The sequence below is a fragment of the Streptomyces alfalfae genome, assembly GCF_004127445.1.
Taxonomy (GTDB): domain Bacteria; phylum Actinomycetota; class Actinomycetes; order Streptomycetales; family Streptomycetaceae; genus Streptomyces; species Streptomyces alfalfae.
Window position 1 is genome coordinate 1 of record NZ_QEXM01000044.1, and the last position, 18,160, is coordinate 18,160.

Annotated in this window: 14 protein-coding genes; 2 read left to right on the forward strand and 12 right to left on the reverse strand. The window is 71.3% G+C overall.

Annotated elements, in window-relative coordinates; genetic code table 11:
* Positions 1-20: 20 nt before the first annotated feature.
* On the reverse strand, positions 21-1,076 hold the full coding sequence (locus tag DCW30_RS26890) for a hypothetical protein (RefSeq protein ID WP_237283368.1): 1,056 nt from the start codon (positions 1,074-1,076) through the stop codon (positions 21-23).
* Positions 1,077-1,164: 88 nt separating this feature from the next.
* Here DCW30_RS26890 and DCW30_RS26895 point away from each other — a divergent pair, with 88 nt between their 5' ends.
* Positions 1,165-1,533, forward strand: a complete 369-nt coding sequence (locus DCW30_RS26895; protein ID WP_062770691.1) for a PIN domain-containing protein — start codon at positions 1,165-1,167, stop codon at positions 1,531-1,533.
* 9 nt (positions 1,534-1,542) lie between these two features.
* Here the strand turns inward: DCW30_RS26895 and DCW30_RS26900 are convergent, their stop codons facing one another.
* From DCW30_RS26900 to DCW30_RS26920, 5 genes are all read right to left on the reverse strand, one after another.
* Positions 1,543-2,616, reverse strand: coding sequence for a C40 family peptidase (locus DCW30_RS26900; protein ID WP_062770695.1), 1,074 nt, complete (start codon positions 2,614-2,616; stop codon positions 1,543-1,545).
* 16 nt (positions 2,617-2,632) lie between these two features.
* Positions 2,633-3,115 (reverse strand): poly-gamma-glutamate biosynthesis protein PgsC/CapC, encoded by a 483-nt coding sequence (locus DCW30_RS26905; RefSeq protein WP_062770698.1) that lies wholly within the window; start codon positions 3,113-3,115, stop codon positions 2,633-2,635.
* Entirely contained in the window at positions 3,112-4,764 is a 1,653-nt protein-coding gene (gene pgsB, locus DCW30_RS26910) for a poly-gamma-glutamate synthase PgsB (protein WP_076684030.1), read from the reverse strand. The genes DCW30_RS26905 and pgsB overlap by 4 nt, the downstream gene beginning before the upstream one ends.
* A gap of 5 nt (positions 4,765-4,769) precedes the next feature.
* Positions 4,770-7,007 (reverse strand): HAMP domain-containing protein, encoded by a 2,238-nt coding sequence (locus DCW30_RS26915; RefSeq protein WP_076684031.1) that lies wholly within the window; start codon positions 7,005-7,007, stop codon positions 4,770-4,772.
* Between the two features lie 196 nt (positions 7,008-7,203).
* On the reverse strand, positions 7,204-8,412 hold the full coding sequence (locus DCW30_RS26920; RefSeq protein WP_076684032.1) for a CapA family protein: 1,209 nt from the start codon (positions 8,410-8,412) through the stop codon (positions 7,204-7,206).
* Between the two features lie 23 nt (positions 8,413-8,435).
* Here DCW30_RS26920 and DCW30_RS26925 point away from each other — a divergent pair, with 23 nt between their 5' ends.
* A complete protein-coding gene (locus DCW30_RS26925; protein ID WP_076684033.1) occupies positions 8,436-9,434 on the forward strand; it encodes a hypothetical protein in 999 nt (332 codons plus the stop codon).
* Here the strand turns inward: DCW30_RS26925 and DCW30_RS26930 are convergent.
* The 6 genes from DCW30_RS26930 to DCW30_RS26955 form a co-directional block, all read right to left on the reverse strand.
* Complete coding sequence (locus DCW30_RS26930; protein WP_076684034.1) at positions 9,431-10,936, reverse strand: ArnT family glycosyltransferase; 1,506 nt, start codon at positions 10,934-10,936, stop codon at positions 9,431-9,433. The two genes, DCW30_RS26925 and DCW30_RS26930, sit on opposite strands and share 4 nt — an antisense overlap.
* A 6-nt stretch (positions 10,937-10,942) precedes the next feature.
* Positions 10,943-12,454 (reverse strand): amino acid permease, encoded by a 1,512-nt coding sequence (locus tag DCW30_RS26935; RefSeq protein WP_076684035.1) that lies wholly within the window; start codon positions 12,452-12,454, stop codon positions 10,943-10,945.
* A 114-nt stretch (positions 12,455-12,568) separates the two neighbouring features.
* A complete protein-coding gene (dxs, locus tag DCW30_RS26940; RefSeq protein ID WP_076684036.1) occupies positions 12,569-14,497 on the reverse strand; it encodes a 1-deoxy-D-xylulose-5-phosphate synthase in 1,929 nt (642 codons plus the stop codon).
* A gap of 187 nt (positions 14,498-14,684) precedes the next feature.
* Positions 14,685-15,986, reverse strand: coding sequence for a sugar ABC transporter permease (locus DCW30_RS26945; protein WP_076684037.1), 1,302 nt, complete (start codon positions 15,984-15,986; stop codon positions 14,685-14,687).
* Positions 15,983-16,783: an ATP-binding cassette domain-containing protein gene (locus DCW30_RS26950; RefSeq protein WP_076684038.1), complete on the reverse strand. Its 801-nt coding sequence runs from the start codon at positions 16,781-16,783 to the stop codon at positions 15,983-15,985. Before DCW30_RS26950 ends, DCW30_RS26945 begins: the two co-directional genes overlap by 4 nt.
* Positions 16,784-16,948: 165 nt before the next feature.
* Positions 16,949-18,049: a substrate-binding domain-containing protein gene (locus DCW30_RS26955; protein WP_076684039.1), complete on the reverse strand. Its 1,101-nt coding sequence runs from the start codon at positions 18,047-18,049 to the stop codon at positions 16,949-16,951.
* Positions 18,050-18,160 lie beyond the last annotated feature (111 nt).

Below are 18,160 nucleotides of genomic sequence, written 5' to 3' on the forward strand. Positions count from 1 at the left end.
CCCCGCCGTCGTACGGGCCCTCAGAGCGCCGTCCAGGCCTCCAGCGCGAGGCCCGGCTCCGCCTTCTGCCGGGCGAGGCGAAGCGTTCCGTCGAGGCCGACCGCCGCGATGACCACGCGGCCCCGGGCGTCGAGCGCGAGGGCCGGGGCGCCGAGGCAGGGCTCGCCGGTCTCGGCCCACCACAGGCCCGCGCCCTCGTCCTCGGTGGGGAACGCCCCGATCGCCGGGCGTCCCGCGCCCGTGCGGTGGGCGAGGACGGTGCAGTCGTGGCCGTCTATGGGCGTGCGCAGGACGGCGACGGCTCCGGGGCCGGGACCGCCGCCGAGCGGCACGGCGGGGCCGCCGTCGGCGGGGCGGTGCGCGAGGACGCCCTTCCCGGCGGCGTCGGTGGCGTAGTACGTGAAGCGGTCGGGGCCGGTCTCCAGGACCGCGCCGGAGCCGGGCACGGGGGCGAGCGGGACGTCGTCGGCGCGCACCAGTTCGCCGCCCTGGCTCTCCTGGGCCCAGCGCAGGGTCGCCTCGGCGCCGGGCGCGTAGACCTCGACGCGGCCGGTGGAGGTGGCGCGGGCGACGATGCCGTCGAGGGCCTGGCGGACCTTGAGGTCCTTCCATCCCTCCCACTTGCCGCCCTTGCCCTCGCGGCGCATCCGGACGCTGTTGACCGCGTCCCGCACGAAGACGTGGACGGTGCCCGCGGCGTCCACGGCGGCGGCGGGCGCGCCGAGGTGCGGCGCGCGCTCGACGAGCTTGGTGTGCGGGTTGCCGATCGAGCGCCAGTCCATCAGGGGCCGCCCCGACTGGTACTGGATGGAGTGCACGATGTCGACGGCCGTCTCGCCCTCGGCGTCGCGCCGCTCGCGGCGGCCGAGGAAGTGCACGTATCCGTCGGCGCCCTGGGCCAGCGTCAGATAGGTCAGATCGGGCGCCTCGAAGAAGTCGGGGCCCGTCCAGTCGGGGCCGCCGGGCGCGGTCTCCGTCCAGCGGAGCAGTCCGCCGTCGGCGCGGACGTAGGCGCTGAGCCTGCCGTCCTTGCCGCGCAGCAGCCAGCGGGCGCTCTCCGGGACACCGGTGCTCACCGGTTTCGACCTCGACGGCATGACTCGGCGGCAACCCTTCCACGACCATGTGCGCACAACGCTTCACCGGCTAGTTTACGTTTGCCGTATGAGAACTCTCGTCGTCGTCGACGCCGCGAACGTGGTCGGGTCCAAGCCCGACGGCTGGTGGCACGACCGCCGCGGGGCCGCCGAACGGCTGCGGGACGGGCTCGTCGCGTACGCGGAGGAGGGGCTGCCCGGCCATCCGGGGCCGCTGGACATCGTCCTGGTCGTGGAGGGCGCCGCGCGTGGCGTCGCATCCGTGCCCGGCGTCCGCGTGGAGAGCGCGCCCGGCAGCGGCGACGACCGCATCGCGGAGCTGGCCGCCGAGGCGGCGGGCCGCCCCTGCCTGGTGATCACGGCCGACCGGGAACTGCGCCGGAGGGTGGGCGAGTCGGGGGCCCAGTGCGCGGGCCCCCGAACCGTACGCCCGTGAATCACGCCCCTAGAGCCGCTTGGCGCTGCGCAGGGTGGAGGCGTAGTAGCCGTTGCCGTCGAGGCGTGATGTGCCGCCCTTGTCGCCGATCGTCGGGCCGTTGACCTCTTCGCGGCTGGAGATGAAGATCTTGTGGCCGTCGGCGTCGTGGCCGACGAAGATCCCCACGTGGTCCAGGCGCTCCTTGGTGCGGGCGTCCAGCTTGAAGAAGACCAGGTCGCCCGGCTGGACGACGTCGATGGACTTGGGGCGGTCCGCCGAGGACACGCCCTTCAGCTTGATGACGTCCGTGCCGGCCTTGCCGCGCGCCATGCCGTTGGCGGTGCGGGGCAGACCGTCGCCGGCCTGGTCGCTGGACATCAGGGGGTAGCGGGCACGGTAGCCGAAGACCGTCCGGACGAACCCGGAGCAGTCCATGGAGCGGGCCCGGATCTTCTCCGGCTGGATGGTGGTGCCGTCACGGAAGGTGTACGGGATGCCGAGGTAGTCGAAGAAGTCCGACTGCTCCAGGCGCAGGTCGTTGCCCGAGCTGCCCTCGGGGTTGATCGGACCGAAGTTGGCGTCGCCCGCGTAGGCGATGCCCTCGTCGTCCTTCTTGACCGGAGCGCCCTGCACGTACTGGAACGCCATCGCGAAGATGTCGTCCTCCTCGCTTCCGGAGAACTCCTTGTACCAGTCCTTGAACCACTTCTCCTTCTCGGCGCCCTCGCGCCAGGTCTCCGGCATCAGCCGCACCCAGTCGTTGGTGACGACGCGGGACTTGGTGTTGGCGGGCTCGGTGAAGGTGCGGCTCGGTCCCGTGAGCGTCGCGGTGCGGGCGCCGTCCGTGAAGGTGGCGAGCACCTTGCCGCTCTCGGTGCGCAGGACGGAGCGCTCGGGGTTCTTCAGGCGCTCCCACTTCTGCTTCCCGCTCCCCTGCTGGCCGTTGCTGTTCTGCAGGCCGGGGGTGTCGGTGACGGCCTGCACCTTGGGCGCCTTGGCCTCCTGGTCCTCGCGCAGCTCCACGGTGAGGTAGGCGCTGCCCGCGAGGAGGGCGAGCACGGTCGCCGCGTGCACGGCGGGACGTTTCTTCTTGGGCGGCATGGCGGACTCCTGCGATTCAGACGGACGGCATGAAGCCGAGGAGGATCCCGGCGGTGAGGACGACGTAGGCCATGAGCGTGACCGAGCCGGTGGCGAGCAGCGTGGGGCCCTTGGGCTGGCGCACCAGCTGGTAGGCGATGAGACCGGGGACGATGAAGCCGAGCGTCTGGTTCGCGTACATCAGCGGGAACTCGATCGACAGCACGATCATCACGGTCGCCTGGAGGGAGACGCCGAGCAGGACGACCGCGGCGAACAGCCGCTTGCCGTACAGGATCACGTACTTCTGCATCAGCAGGGTGCCGAGGTAGGTCAGCACCGTGACGCCGAGCACCATGGCCGCGCGCTGGAGGTCCTCGACGAGGGTCAGGGCCAGCCAGCCCGGGGTGATCATGCCGCCGGGCGAGAGGTTGGTCGTCAGATAGCAGACCAGGGAGAAGAGCAGCCCGAGCGCGATGCCGACCGCGGCGATCTCGGGGGTGAGGACGGAGGGAATCAACGGGGCTCTCCTGGGCTGTGCCACTGCTGGTCGTCGTCATGGGCGGGCGGTACGGGCGGTACCCGCGGCTCGAAGAGGCCACGGGGCGCCGGGGGCTGGGGCTGCGGTTCCTGGGGCGCGTAGCCCTCGTGGGAGCCGTACTGCTGGTTCTGCTGGTACTGCTGCTGCTCGTACTGCTGCTGATGCTGTTGTTGCTGTGCGTACTGGTGCTGGTACTGCGGCTGCTGCTGTTGCGGCGCGTAGTTCTCGTACGGCTGGTCGGGCGTGCGCTGTACGGGCACGTGGACCCCCGGCGGGAGCTGACCCTGGCCCTGCTGGGCGTAGTGGGCCTGCTGCGCGTGGATCTGCTGGATCTGCTGGGTGTGCACCGGGGTGTACCGCTCTTCGTACGCCTCCGGGTAGTGCTGGTACGGGTCGACGTGCGGCTCGTAGGTCGGCGTGGGCTCCTCGGGTGCCTGGTCCTCGCTCTCGTCGGCCGGCAGCTCCGCGAGGTGTTCGAGCAGCAGCTCGCCCTGGCCGTGGATGTTGCCGATCGCGACGAGCGAGGAGTCGGGGCCGAGCTGCCCGAGCATCTGGTGCATGAACTCCTCGGGGTCGCGCCGGTCGCCGCCGAGGTCCACCGCGCGGTCGCGCCAGTCGGCGGGGATCGCGTCGATGGCGGACTTGGCGGGGTGGCCGATGACGAAGACCTTCTCCGGCCGGAGGTCGGGGACGATCTCGCCCATCTGGCCGTTGCGCTCGACGCGGTCGGGACGGCAGTTGATGACCACGTTCAGCGGGCGCTTGATGGCGCCGAGGTCGAGGAGCTGGTTGATGTTCATCAGCGTCGACTCGGGGTCGTTGGCCGCGAAGACGTTGGCGAAGCGCAGCTTCTTGCCGTCCTCGGTGGCGTACCGCTCGACGGAGAGGACACCGGGGTCCGGCGGGGCGTCGTACATGCCCTGGAGGGCGACCTCGCGGCCGACGCCGACGAGCTCGGCGACCTTGAGCGCGATCGCCACGTTCTCCTTGAAGGTGAACCAGCTGAAGCCGCGCAGCTCCTCGTCGCTCACCGTCTCGGGGTCGGCGTAGATCAGCTGGCAGTTCCGCGCGTCGGCCTCCTCCTGGAGGATGTCGAAGCGGTCCTTCTCCGCGGTGACGCAGATGCCGTTCTCCGGCATGGAGCGGCACAGCGAGCGCGCCACGTCGTCGAGGGTGGGGCCCATCTCGGCGAGGTGGTCCTCACGGACGTTGCAGAGCACGCCGATGGTGGAGCGGATCAGCTTGGACTGGTTGATCTCCTGGAGCGCCGGCATGACGGCCATGCACTCGATGACCAGGGCGTCCGGGTTGTACGCGGCGGCGCGCCGCACGATGCCGATCTGCTCGACGACGTTGGCGATGCCGAACTTGCGGTAGACGGGCTCCTCGGTGGCGTCCGGGTGGATGAAGCGGGCGGCGGTGCCGGTGGTCTTGGCGACCGTGGTCAGCTCGCCGCCGCGCAGGGCGCCCGCGCACAGGCGGGTGATGGAGGACTTGCCGCGGATGCCGTTGACGAGCACCCGGGTGGGGATGTGTTCCAGGCTGGCGAAGTGCCGCCGCTGTTCGACGACTCCGGCCGCCAGCAGGATGGCGCTGCACACCACGAGCACGGTGTAGAGGAAGAGCACGGGGTTCAGTTCCTTCCGGCGAGGCCGGCCGTGGCGCCGTCCCGCTTGCGCTGTGTGCCCGTCGGCAGCTGCTGCCTGATCAGTTCCAGGCTGCGGGTGACGGCCCCGACCTCGTCGTGGTGGGTCGGGTACAGGACGGTGCGGCGGTCCCCGTCGGCGAGCGCCTCCGCCTGGTCGGCGAGGTGCCGCAGCGGCCGGACGACGACGATGTGCAGCCACCCGAGGCAGGCCGCCGCCGCGGTGATGCCGAGGAGTCCGGCGAGGACGGTGCGGTTCTGGAGGGTGTACTCGGGGATGGCGAGCCCGGAGGCGGGCTGCCAGCTGACGACGGTCCAGCCGAGGGAGGAGGCCGCGCCGCCGCCCGCGAAGGGCGCCGCCGCCGCGATCTGGATCTCGTCGCCGTCGCGGTAGAGGACGCCGCTGGGACGCGTGCCGACGCCGACCTTCTGTCCGGTGCCCTCGGCGAGCGCGTTGAGCCGCCCGCTCGGCAGGCTCTCGAACTCCTGGTAACCGTAGTTGGCGCCGATCACCTTGCGCTTCGCGTCGACGACGCGCACCTGGCCGAGACCGGGGCGCTTCAGCAGCGAGTTGAGGAACTCGATGCGGAACTCGCCGACGACGGCGGCGCCGTCGCGGCCGGCCATCTCGGCGGTGCCGATGATGACCGGTTCCTTGCCCCCCTCGTCGATGACGCGGACGGCCTTGTCCGACGGGCCCTCGTCCGAGGGGCTCCGGGGGTCGTCGCCCGCCTTGGCGAGGACCTTCCCCTTGGCGTCGAGCACGTAGAGGGACTGGTAGCGGGTGTGCTGGTGCATGGTGCTCTCCAGCACCTTGGACATCTCCGACGCCTCGGTGCGGTCGCCGATGAGGGAGGCGACCGAGGTGAGGTCGGCGTGGCCCTCGTTGAGGGCGCGGCGCACCCGGTCGGTGAGGGTGTCCGTGCGCTCACGCTGGTCGTTGACCATCTGCTGCGGCACGACGACGCTGTCGCCCGCGCGGTTGAGCATCAGCATCAGCGGCGCCGACCACGCGAGGAGCAGGACGGCGCAGACGGCGATCAGGGTGCGGGTGCCGAACCTGCCGCGGCGGGCGGGCGCGGACTGCTTGTCCGCGGGCGCGCCGAGCAGCTGGCGGCGCAGCCGTTCGAGGGCGGCGCCGATCCGGGCGGCCTCGCCGCGGCGCGGCACGGAGACCGGCCGTTCGAGGTCGCCCCGGGTCAGCCGGCGGCCCTCCAGGAAGAGCTGGATCAGCGGGCGCTGCACGGTCCGCAGGAGCAGGAAGATCGTGACGCCGCCGATGAGCAGCAGGGCGGCCGCGGCCAGCAGCCCGAAGGCCGAGCTGGTGGTGGCCGTCGAGTCCTCGGCGACCGGCACCATGGCGACGACCGTGAGGCCGAGCCGGGTGGCGTCGGTGGCCTTGCCCGCCTCCGGTCCGGCGAGGCTCGCGTAGCCCGCGACGGCACGCTCGCCGAGGTAGCGGTCGCCGGTGAGGTGGCCGCTGACGCCGAGGAAGCCGCCCGAGCCGGGCTCCTTGGACATGATCGGGTGCGTGCGGGACTTCTTCGCCGCGGTGGCGGCGAAGGCCTTGAGCTGCTTGTCGGCCTGCTTGATCTGCTCGCGCCGGCCCGCGCCGTCCTCCTGCGAGGGGTCGGCGATGCCGTCGTCGCTCAGGATGTGCCCGTCCTGGCCGACGACGGCGATGGAGCGGAACTTGCCGAGGCTGATGCCGGGGAAGCGCAGGCTGCTGGACGCGACGAGGAGCTGTTGCGGCTTGCCCTCCCAGGTGAGCAGGGCGAAGGAGAGCAGACGGGTCTCACCGTCCTCCAGGCGCACCATGCGCGGCGCGAGGCCGTCCTTGTCCGCGAGCTTGCCGCGGTCGATGGCGGTCAGCGGCAGGTTCTCGCCGCGGGCGGCGAGGAGCTTGCCCGAGGAGATCTCGACGACCGCGGTGCCCCGCCACTTCTGGTAGACGCTGCCGATCTTGTCGAGGACGGCGTCCGGGGGCACCGGGTCGCCGGCGCTGAACAGCTCGGCGTTCCGGGTCAGGTCGGTGACCGACTCGTCGATGGAGGCGCGCAGCGCGATGGCGCCGTCCTCGGCGAAGTGCTGCTGGGACAGTTTGACCGCTTTGGGTACGGCCTCTTGGCCTGCGCGGCCAAGGGTGAGAGCGGTGACGCCCGCAAGGGCGAGGAGCAGGACCGACAGCACGGCGATGGGGGGACGTATGCCACCCAGCAGAGACATGTCGGTCCTTCGGCGGACCTTGTGCCGCCGCTTCGAACGCGAAGCGGCCAAGGGGTGCTCCTCTCCTGGGGGTGACGCGGGACGCGGAAGCGCATAGTGATGCGTTCCGGAGAGCTTGGACCCGTGAACCCCTCGAAGAGATGTACGGGATGGGGAAAATGTGAGCTAGATCGCACAGATGACCGGAGTGCGGCGGTCAGTCACCGGGTAGTGACTCAAGCGGTTCGAGGCCGTCCTTGGCCGCTCCCCGGTTCAGAAGCGTGCCCTGGGTGCGCTCGAAGGCCAGGCGGTAGCGGGCGCGCTGCTGCTCGCTGAGCCCTTCGCCGTCCTTCAGCGTGGCGGCCACGTCCAGGAGCCGGTGGTCCTTGACGGCGCCCTTGGGCAGGGCGCCGGTCTCGTTCGGGTCCGGCGGGATGTCCATGAGCGTCGGCACGTACTTGGCGTCGACGTCCCACTTCCCCCCGCGCTCGGCGAACTCGAACCAGCCGATGACGCCCTCCTCGGTCAGTCCGCTCGGCGCGTCGTGCCGGGCGACCTGGTTGCCGAGTCCGTACGCGATCCAGGTGCCGTCGACCTTCTCCATCGGCTGGACGACGTGCGCGTGGTGGCCGATGACGAGGTTGACGCCGGTCTCGCGCGCGATCCTGCGGGCCAGTTCGACCTGCGAGGAGGTGGCTTCGGGCTGGTGCTCGTTCCCCCAGTGGATGCTCAGGATCACGACCTCGGCGCCCGCCGAGCGCGCCTTCTTCTCGGCGGCGGCGATCGCCTCGAACTTGTTCTGGTTCACGATCCACGGCTTGTCCTTCGGGACCTCGCGGCCGTTGAACCCGAAGGAGAAGGATATCTGCGCGACCTTGACGCCCTTCACCTCGGTGATCAGCGGCTTGCCCGCCTCCGCCGCGGTGCGCGCCGACCCGGTGTGTCGCAGGCCCGCCTTGTCGAGCGTGTCCAGGGTGCGGGTGACGCCGGCGAGGCCGTGGTCGAGGGTGTGGTTGGACGCGGTCGAGCACTGGTCGTAGCCGGCGCCCTTGATCGCCGTGGCGATCTGCGGCGGCACGATGAAATCGGGGAAGCTCTCGAAGGGGCCGCCCGGCTTGCCCGTCACGGTCTCGAAGTGGCAGATGCCGAGGTCGGCCTTGCTGATGACGGGTTTGGCCCCCGCCAGCAACGGCCCGAAGTCGATGCCTTGCTCACCCTTGCCGGTGGCCTTGGCGTCCTTGCGGGCCTGGTCCGTGAGTTGCGGGTGGATCAGGATGTCGCCCGCGGCGGCGACGGTGAACGAGGGGCCGCCGCCGGAGGCGGCTTTGTCGTCGTTGCCGAAGGAGCCACAGGCGGTGGCTGTGCCGGCGAGCAGGAGCGCGGAGGCCGCACAGGTCACAGAAAGCCTGCGGGAGGGACGTGTCATCACAGGGATATCTTTATACAACCATGAAGAGCTACCGCACACGGCTGGTCACGACCGCAAAGAAGCTCGGGGTTCTCGCGGGCGTGACGGCCTGCGTCCTCAGCCTGTCGCAGTGCGGCTCGGGGTCCTCCGACCCGGACCACGAGCCCTCGCGGGGGAGCCGGAACCCGGCAAGCTCCTCCGCACCGGACGGCCGGCCGGCCGAGGGCCTGGAGCGCGTCATCACGGACTACACCGCCGGCTTCGACGAGGACACCGGCTACCGCCGCCCCACCCGCGACGACCGGCGCACGCTGGCCGAGAGCGTCGCCCTGCTCCTCGACGGCAGGCGCACGGCCGCCGAACACCGGCTGGCCGACGTCGACTTCGCGGTCCGCACCATCAAGGACCCGGTCGGCGGGCGGCGGTACGCGGAGGTCGCCGACCGCTCCGAGGACGGCGCAGCGCCGCGCGGCTGGGGGCGGGTCTACATCGACCTCGACTCCCCCGTCCGCTGGTCGGTCCAGGTGCCGCACCCCGTGGCCGACCGGTACACCGAGCAGCTCGGCGCGCGGCTGCTCAGCCGCTCCCCGGGCGGCATCCTCGTGATCGCAGGTGCACATCGCGATGCCGGGCGTCGTGACACGGCGGACGTCGCGCACCGCAGGGACAGCGTCTTTCACGCCATCTGCGCCGAACTGGTGCGCCGCGGGCTCCCCGGTGTGCAGCTCCACGGCATGGCCGACGACTCGGCGCCGCGGCACGACGTCGTCGCCTCCACGGGCCGGGGCAGGCACGCCGTGTCCGAGGGCCGCGACCTCGCGGACGCGCTGAAGGAGCGGGGCTTCGACGTCTGCCGTGCCTGGGCCAGGTCCTGCCCGCTGGAGGGCCGCTCCAACGTCCAGGGGCGGGCGGCCGCGTTCCACGACGTGCCCTGGCTGCACATCGAGTTCGGCCCCGGCATTCGCGAGGACCGCAGGCGCGCACGCGGGGCCATCGAGGCCCTGGCGGACCTCACCCGCACCTGGCGCCGCCAGGACTAACCGCCGGCGCCGGCGGACCGGGCACCGTGACCCACCCACGTATGGACGACCGCCCCGTCCACCCGCCCCGCCACCCGGTACCCCTCGGCGAGGACCCGCCCCAGGGACGGCACGCGGTCGGGGCCGTACGGCTTCCCGCGGGAGTCGTCGACGATCAGGGCCGGCGGGTGGCGGCGCAGTTCCTCCCGGAAGACGGTCCAGGCGCCCCGGACGGCGTACTTCTCGCCCACCCGGGGGCCGTCGCGGCCACCGCTGTAGTTGGTGAGCAGGCCCGCCGTGAGATAGCGGGTCGCCGGGGCGCGGTCGGCCAGCCAGTACGTCTCCGGGTGTATCCCCCAGACCAGGACCCTCTCCCCGGGGGCGGTCCGCTCCCGCACCGCCTCCGCGAGCCGCGCCGCGTGCGCGAGGTCGGGGCGCGGCGCGAGCAGCCCCCAGGCCAGGAACACGGCGCACGAGCACCCCGTGGCGATGAGCGCCCCCGCGGTCCGCGCGGGCGGCAGGCGTCGCAGCGCGGCCGTGCCGAGGAGGGCCAGCGGCGGCATCAGCTGGAGGTAGTAGTGGCCGAAGAAGTGCAGGCCGAGCAGGACGGCCGCCGCCGACGACGCGAGCCACAGCCACAGGTCGCCCTCCCCGCGGCCGGCCGCCCGCGGGGTGCGCAGGACCGGCGCGACGAGGCCCGCGCAGGCCACCGCGAGGAGCAGGGCGTTGACCAGGCCCCGGCCGAGGACGTGGAGTCCGGAGCCGGCGAACGCGGCGTACGCGCCGGAGCCCGTGACCGTCCAGAAGAGGAAGCCCCGGGGGGTGGTGAGCAGGGCCGCCGCGAGGACGGGAACGCACAGCCCGGCGGCGAGCCGCGCCACGTCCCGCCGGGAGCCGCCGCCCCGCCGCCAGAGCAGCCACACCGCCGGCAGGAGCACCACGGCCCCGGTCTGCTTGGCGAGGAAGGCGCAGGCCACGGCCGTGCCCGCCGCGCCCCACCGGCGGCGGTCGGCGCACCACATGGCGGCCGCCGTGCACGGCAGCATGAAGACCTCGAAGGTGGCCGCCTGGGTGTCCTCCGGGTTGAGGCCGATCGAGACGAGGAGGTACCCGACGCCCGCCGTGCGCCCCGCGCGGTCCCCCCAGCGGCGCCGGGCCAGCGAGGCGAGGAGCACCGCCGTCAACAGCTGCGCGGCGGCGGCGAGCACCTTCGGCGCGAGCAGCGAGGAGTCGCCGAAGAGCGCCAGGGACCCCGCGTAGAGCCAGGGGACGAGCGGCGGCTTGCGGTCGACGACCGTCTCGTAGAGCGTGCCGCCCTGCGCGAGCATCCGCGCCTGTACGGCGAGGTAGCCCTCGTCGGGGCTCCACAGCGGCCACCGGAAGGAGGGCAGCCGGGTCACGCAGACGAGGGCGGCGAGCAGCGGGAGCAGCCGCGCCCAGTAGGCGCCCCGGCCGGGCGCGCTCTCGGCGGGCGGACGTGCGGGACGTAAGGAGGTGGCGGGCGGCGCGGGCGTACGGGGCAAGACCCGCTACCGCCCGTCGCCGGTGTGCAGGCGGCTGTGCGAGCGCCCGTACGCGAAGTAGATGACGATGCCGAGGGCCATCCACACGGCGAACCGCAGCCAGGTCTCCGCGGGCAGGTTGAGCATCAGCCACAGCGAGGCGAGCACGGAGAGGATCGGCACCAGCGGCACGAGCGGGGTGCGGAAGGCGCGCGGCAGGTCGGGGCGCTGCCTGCGGAGCAGGATGACGCCGAGCGCGACCACGACGAAGGCGAAGAGCGTGCCGATGTTGACCAGTTCGGCCAGTTCGTCGATGGAGGTGAAGCCGGCGACGACCGCCACGACGAGGCCGAGCAGGACCGTCGAGCGGTAGGGCGTGCCGAACGTCGGGTGCACCTTGGAGAAGGACTTCGGCAGCAGCCCGTCGCGGCTCATCGCGAAGAAGACACGGGTCTGGCCGAGGAGCAGGATCATGCAGACCGAGGTGAGGCCGACGGCCGCGCCGAAGCTGATGAGCCCGGCCCAGAAGGGGTGCCCGACGGCCTTGAAGGCGTCCGCGAGCGGGGCGTCGGTGGAGAGTTCGCTGTACTTCTGCATGCCGGTGACGACGACGGACACGGCGACGTACAGGAGTGTGCAGATGAGGAGCGAGCCGAGGATGCCGCGGGGCACGTCGCGCTGCGGGCTGCGGGTCTCCTCGGCGGCGGTGGCGACGATGTCGAAGCCGATGAACGCGAAGAACACCACGGCCGCGGCGGTGAAGACGCCCATCACGCCGAAGTGCGAGGGAGTGAAGCCGAAGAGGAGCTGGGCCAGCGGGGCGGTGATGCCCCCGCCGCCCTCGCTCGGCTCGGACGGCGGGATGAACGGGTCGTAGTTGGACCCGGTGACGAACAGGGCGCCGACGATGACGACGAGGAGCACCACGGTGACCTTGACGGCGACGATGACGTTGGTGACGCGCGAGGAGAGCTTCATGCCCGCGACGAGGATGCAGGTCAGGGCCAGCACGAGGACGCAGGCCAGCAGGTCGAAGCCGAACTGCCCGTTGTGCGTCCCGCTCAGCGCCTGCGGCAGGTGCATGCCCGCGCTGTCCAGGAGCGAGCGCAGATAGCCGGACCAGCCCACCGCGACCACCGCGCAGCCGAGCGCCAGCTCCAGGATCAGGTCCCAGCCGATGATCCAGGCGGGGAACTCCCCGAGGGAGGCGTACGAGAAGGTGTACGCGGAGCCCGCCACCGGCACCGTCGAGGCGAACTCGGCGTAGCAGAGCGCCGCGAGCGCGCAGACGAGCCCCGCGACGACGAAGGCGAGGGCCACCGAAGGGCCCGCCGTCTCCTTGGCGATCTTTCCGGTCAGGACGAAGATGCCGGTGCCGATGATGACACCGACGCCGAAGACCGTGAGGTCGAGGGCGGACAGCGACTTCTTGAGCGCGTGCTCCGGCTCCTCGGTGTCCCTGATGGACTGCTCGACGCTCTTCGTCCTGAAGAGGGTGCTGCTCACGGGCGTACCTCCCACGCTTGTCGTCCCCGACATGATCGAGAGACCTTCTGCCCGGTACGCCCCGGCGCGGTCCCGTTCACGCGAATGGGCCGGTCCCACCACCCGTACAGGGTGCCGGGACCGGCCCATCGGCCGAACGTCGCGCCGTCAGTCGCGGGCGGGCTCCACGGAGTCCACGCCGGCGGTCGAGCGCTCGTACCTGCCGTCCAGCTTGGCGACGAGTCCGGTGACCTGGCGGGCGATGTCCGGCGCCGTCAGGCCGATCTCGGCCAGGATCTCCTTGCGCGACGCGTGGTCGAGGAAGCGCGGCGGGATGCCGAAGTCCCGCAGCGGCACGTCCACGCCGGTGTCCCGCAGGGCCTGGGCGATCGCGGAGCCGACGCCGCCCGCGCGGGAGTTGTCCTCGACGGTGACGACGACGCGGTGCCGGTCGGCCAGCGGCGCCATCGCCTCGTCGACCGGCTTGACCCAGCGCGGGTCGACCACGGTCGTGGTGATGCCCTGCTTGTCGAGCAGGGCCGCGATCTCCAGGCACATCGGGGCCAGCGCGCCCACGGAGACCAGGAGCACGTCAGGGCGGTCGCTGCCCGCCTCGCGGAGCACGTCCATCGAGCCGACCGTGCCGACGGCCTTGACCGCCGGGCCGACCGCGCCCTTGGAGTAGCGCACGACGGTCGGGGCGTCGTCGACCTCGACGGCCTCGCGGAGCTGGAGGCGGACCTGGTCGGCGTCGCGCGGGGCGGCGATCCGCACGCCCGGCACGCACTGCAGGATCGACATGTCCCACATGCCGTTGTGCGAGGCGCCGTCGGTGCCGGTGACGCCCGCGCGGTCCAGGACGAACGTGACGCCGCACTTGTGCAGGGCCACGTCCATCAGGAGCTGGTCGAAGGCCCGGTTGAGGAAGGTCGCGTAGACGGCGAAGACGGGGTGGACGCCGCCGGTGGCCAGGCCCGCCGCCGAGACGGCCGCGTGCTGCTCGGCGATGCCGACGTCGTAGACCCGGTCGGGGAACTCCTCGGCGAACTTCTTCAGGCCGACCGGCTGGAGCATCGCGGCGGTGATCGCGACGATGTCGTCCCGCTCCCGGCCGAGCTTGACCATCTCCTCGCCGAACACGGACGTCCAGTCCATGCCGGAGGCGGCGATGGGCAGACCGGTGTCGGGGTGGATCGGGCCGATGCCGTGGAAGTGGTCGGCCTCGTCCTCCTCGGCGGGCTGGTAGCCCCGGCCCTTCTCGGTGATGCAGTGCACGATGACGGGGCCGCCGAAGCGCTTGGCGCGCGTCAGGGCGGACTCCAGGGCCTCGATGTCGTGGCCGTCGATCGGGCCGACGTACTTCAGGCCGAGGTCCTCGAACATGCCCTGCGGGGCGATGAAGTCCTTCAGGCCCTTCTTGGCGCCGTGCAGCGTTTCGTAGAGCGGCCTGCCGACGACCGGCGTCCGCTCCAGGATGTCCTTGCCGCGGGCCAGGAAGCGCTCGTAGCCGTCGGTCGTGCGCAGGGTCGCCAGGTGGTTGGCGAGGCCGCCGATCGTCGGCGCGTAGGACCGCTCGTTGTCGTTGACGACGATCACCAGGGGGCGGTCCTTGGCGGCGGCGATGTTGTTCAGCGCCTCCCAGGCCATGCCGCCGGTGAGCGCGCCGTCACCGATGACGGCGACGACGTGGTCGTCCTTGCGGCGCACCTCGTTGGCCTTGGCCAGGCCGTCGGCCCAGCCGAGGACCGTGGAGGCGTGGCTGTTCTCGATCACGTCGTGGTCGGACTCGGCACGCGAGGGGTAGCCGGACAGGCCGCCCTTGCCGCGCAGCTTGCCGAAGTCCTGGCGGCCGGTGAGCAGCTTGTGCACGTAGCTCTGGTGGCCGGTGTCGAAGAGGACCTTGTCCTTGGGCGACTCGAAGACGCGGTGCAGGGCGATCGTGAGCTCGACCACCCCCAGGTTGGGGCCGAGGTGGCCACCGGTCTTCGCGACCGCTTCGACGAGGAAGCTGCGGATCTCTCCGGCCAGCTGGTTCAGCTCCTCGGGACTGAGCCGGTCCAGATCGCGCGGTCCCGTGATGCGGTTCAGCAGCGGCACCCGTGCCTCCTTGCTAGAGCTGAGATGTGCTGTTCGAGCGTTGGCGGGACCCCCGAGTCTAATGTTCCGCCACGGACACCCGCGCCCGGGAGGCAACTTCCCGGTCACGGAAACACCACAGGCCCCGCGCGCCTCGGAGGGAGGCACGCGGGGCCGTCGGGGCCGCCCCGTGGAGAGACCCCGGAGGCTACGCCCGCCCGGCGGACTTCTGGGTACGCCGCGAAACGGAGTCGATGACCACCGCGGCCAGCAGCACCGCACCAGTGATCATGTACTGGATCTCACTCGCCATGCCGAGCAGGTTGAGCCCCTGCTGGATGGACTGGATCACCAGCATGCCGAGCAGGGCGGACCACACCTTGCCCCGGCCGCCGAAGAGGCTCGTGCCGCCGATGACGGCGGCGGCGATGACCATCATCAGCGTGTTGCCGCCGCCCAGGCTCTTGGTCGCGCCGCCGGAGAGGCTGGCGATGAAGAGACCGCCGAAAGCGGCCAGCATGCCGGAGATGGCGAACACGGTGATCCGGATGCGGTCGACGTTGATACCCGCGCGCCGCGCCGCCTCCGCGTTGCCGCCGACCGCGAAGACCTGCCGGCCGAAGGTGGTGCGCCGCGCGACGAAGTCCGCGATCACCAGGACGGCGAGGAAGAGGACCAGCGCCAGCGGCAGGCCGCGTGCCCCGGAGGGCTCGTTCAGCTCGTACGCCGCGCCGCCCGCGAGGACGGCGACGACGACCGTGCGGAGCACGATCTCGCTGACCGGGCGCGAGGGCAGCCCGGCGGTCTTGCGGCGCTTGGCGTCGAGCAGCAGGGAACCCGCGTACGCGATGATCGCGACGGCGGCCAGGCCGTACGCGGCGCCCTTCTCGGCGAAGAAGTGGCCGGTCAGGTCCTCGACGACGCTGCCTTCCGGCGTGTTGATGCTCCCCTCGCCGCCCATGAGCCAGATCTGCAGGCCGCTCCAGCCGAGGAAGCCGGCCAGGGTGACGACGAAGGCGGGCACGCCGATCTTGGCGAAGAAGAACCCGTGGACCGCGCCGATGACCATGCCGGAGGCGACGGCGATGAGCACCGAGAGCCAGTCGTTCAGGCCGTGGGTGACGCTCAGCACGGCCCAGACCGCCGCGCCCATGCCGGCCACCGAGCCGACCGAGAGGTCGATCTCGCCGAGCAGCAGGACGAAGACGATGCCGACGGCCATGATGCCGAGGCCGGAGGTGAAGACCGCGATGTTCGCGAGGCTGCTCGCGTCCAGGAAGTGGTCGTTCTTCATCTGGAAGATGATCGCGATGACGATCAGCCCGATGACGACGGGCAGCGAGCCGAGCTCACCGCCGCGCAGCTTCCGCTTGAACTCGGTCAGGTAGCCGGCGAGGCCCTCCTCGCGCACGAGCAGGCGCGGGTCGACGGCGGGGACCGGGGCGGCCGACGCGGGCGCGTCGGTCGTGGGGCCCGGGTCCTTGCTGGGGGTCTTGGCGAGGTCGCTCACTTCGCGTCCTCCTTCGGTGCCGTGGCCGTGCGCGCCTTGCGGCGGGTCACGGCGTTGTCCGTGGCGCCCGTGATGGCGGCGATGATCTCTTCGTTGCTGGTGTCCGCGACGGAGAAGGTTCCGTTGTTGCGGCCGAGCCGCAGCACGGCGACCTTGTCCGCGACGGCCTTCACGTCGGCCATGTTGTGGCTGATGAGGATCACGCCGTGGCCGCGCTCGCGCAGCCGCTCCACCAGGTCGAGGACCTGTGCGGTCTGCTCGACGCCGAGGGCGGCGGTGGGCTCGTCGAGGATGACGACCTTGGGGTCGCCGACCAGCGCGCGGGCGATGGCGACGACCTGGCGCTGACCGCCGGAGAGCGCCGCGACCGGGATGCGGACGCTGGGGATGCGGATGGAGAGGGTGTCGAGGAGCTCCCTGGCCCGCTTCTCCATCTTGATCTCGTCCAGGACGGAGGCGCTCTTCAGCTCGCTGCCGAGGAAGAGGTTGGCGACGACGTCGAGGTTGTCGCAGAGGGCGAGGTCCTGGTAGACGGTGGCCACGCCGAGGTTCTGGGCGTCGTGCGGTCGTCCGATGCGGACGCTCCTGCCCTCCCACTCGATGGTGCCGTCGTCGATCGGGTGGACGCCCGAGATCGTCTTGACGAGCGTGGACTTTCCGGCGCCGTTGTCGCCGACGAGGGCGACCACCTCACCGGTGTGGATCTCGAGGTCAACGTCCGTGAGCGCCTGGACGGCGCCGAACCGCTTGGAGACCCCGCGCAACGCCAGCACGGGCGTAGCGGACACGTGAATCATCTCCTTCGCCGCCTGACCGGCGGGGATGGTGGTGCAGCAAGAGCTGTGCGGAACAAGGTGCGGTACGCACAGGGAGCTGTGCGGGAGGGGAGTCCGGCGCCCGCCCCCCGTCTGCGGGGCGGTGTGTTCGGGACGGGCGCCGGACCGGTACCGTCGGCCTGCGGGCTACTTGACGCCCGCGGCGGCGCACGCCTTCTTGTACTGGGCGGTGCAGATCTCGCTGACCTTGTAGACCTTGTCCTTGACGATCGTGTCGGCGACCTCGTCCTTGGTGATGGCCTGGGCGTCGTACAGCTTCGCCGGGATGCCCTTGAAGTCGCCGCTGAGGGAGTCGACCTTGCGGTCCACGATCGAGTCGATGCTCTTGTCCTTGAGCAGGTTCACGGCGATCTCGGCGGTGGTCTCGGCCTCCGGCTTGATCTCCTTGTAGATCGTGTAGTCCTGGTCGCCGCTCAGCAGGCGCTGGACGCCCGCGAGCTCGGCGTCCTGGCCGCCGACCGGGACCTTGATGCCGCGCTGCTTGAGGGCGGTGATCACGCCGCCCGCCATGCCGTCGTTGGCGGCGTAGACGCCCTGGATGCCGTCCTTGCCGAGCTTGTCGATCGCGGAGGACATCTTGCGGTTCGCCTCGTCCGGCGACCAGTCCGGGATGTCCTGCTCGTAGGCGATCTTCTTGACCTGCTCGTCGAGCACCGAGTGGGCGCCCTTCTTGAAGAAGGGGGCGTTCGGGTCGGTCGGCGAGCCGTTGATCATGACGATGTTGGCGTCCTTGGCGTCGGAGCCGAGCGCCTTGACCATGGCCCCGCCCTGGAGGCGGCCGATCTTCTCGTTGTCGTAGCTCACGTACGCGGCGAGCGGGCCCTCCGCGAGGCGGTCGTACGCGACGACCTTGACGCCCTGCTTCTCGGCCTGCTTGACCCACGACTTGGTCGACTTGTAGTCGACGGCGTCGAGGATGATCACCTTGACGCCCTGCGTGACCAGCGCCTCGAACTGCTTCTTCTGCGTCTCGATGTCCTGAGCCGCGTTGTTGTACTTGACCTCGCAGTCCGAGCAGAGTTCCTTGATCTTCGCCTCCATGATGGGGCGGTCGAAGGTCTCGTAGCGCGTGGTCTTGTTCTCCGGGAGCAGCAGACCGATGGTCTTGCCGTCACCGGCGTCGCCGCCCTTGTCGTCGCCGTCTCCGGCCTTTCCGCAGGCGGTCATGGCCAGTGCCATCGAAACCGCGGCGGTGCCTATGACGACGCGACGCGTCATTGCGTTCATTGGGGGTGCCTCCCTGACGAGGCCGCGTCGTTGCGGCCGAGGTGGCTCGAAGTCAACTCGGCCGCCACACCAGCGTCAAGGAGTAAATTCTTAACGAGATGACAACGGTGC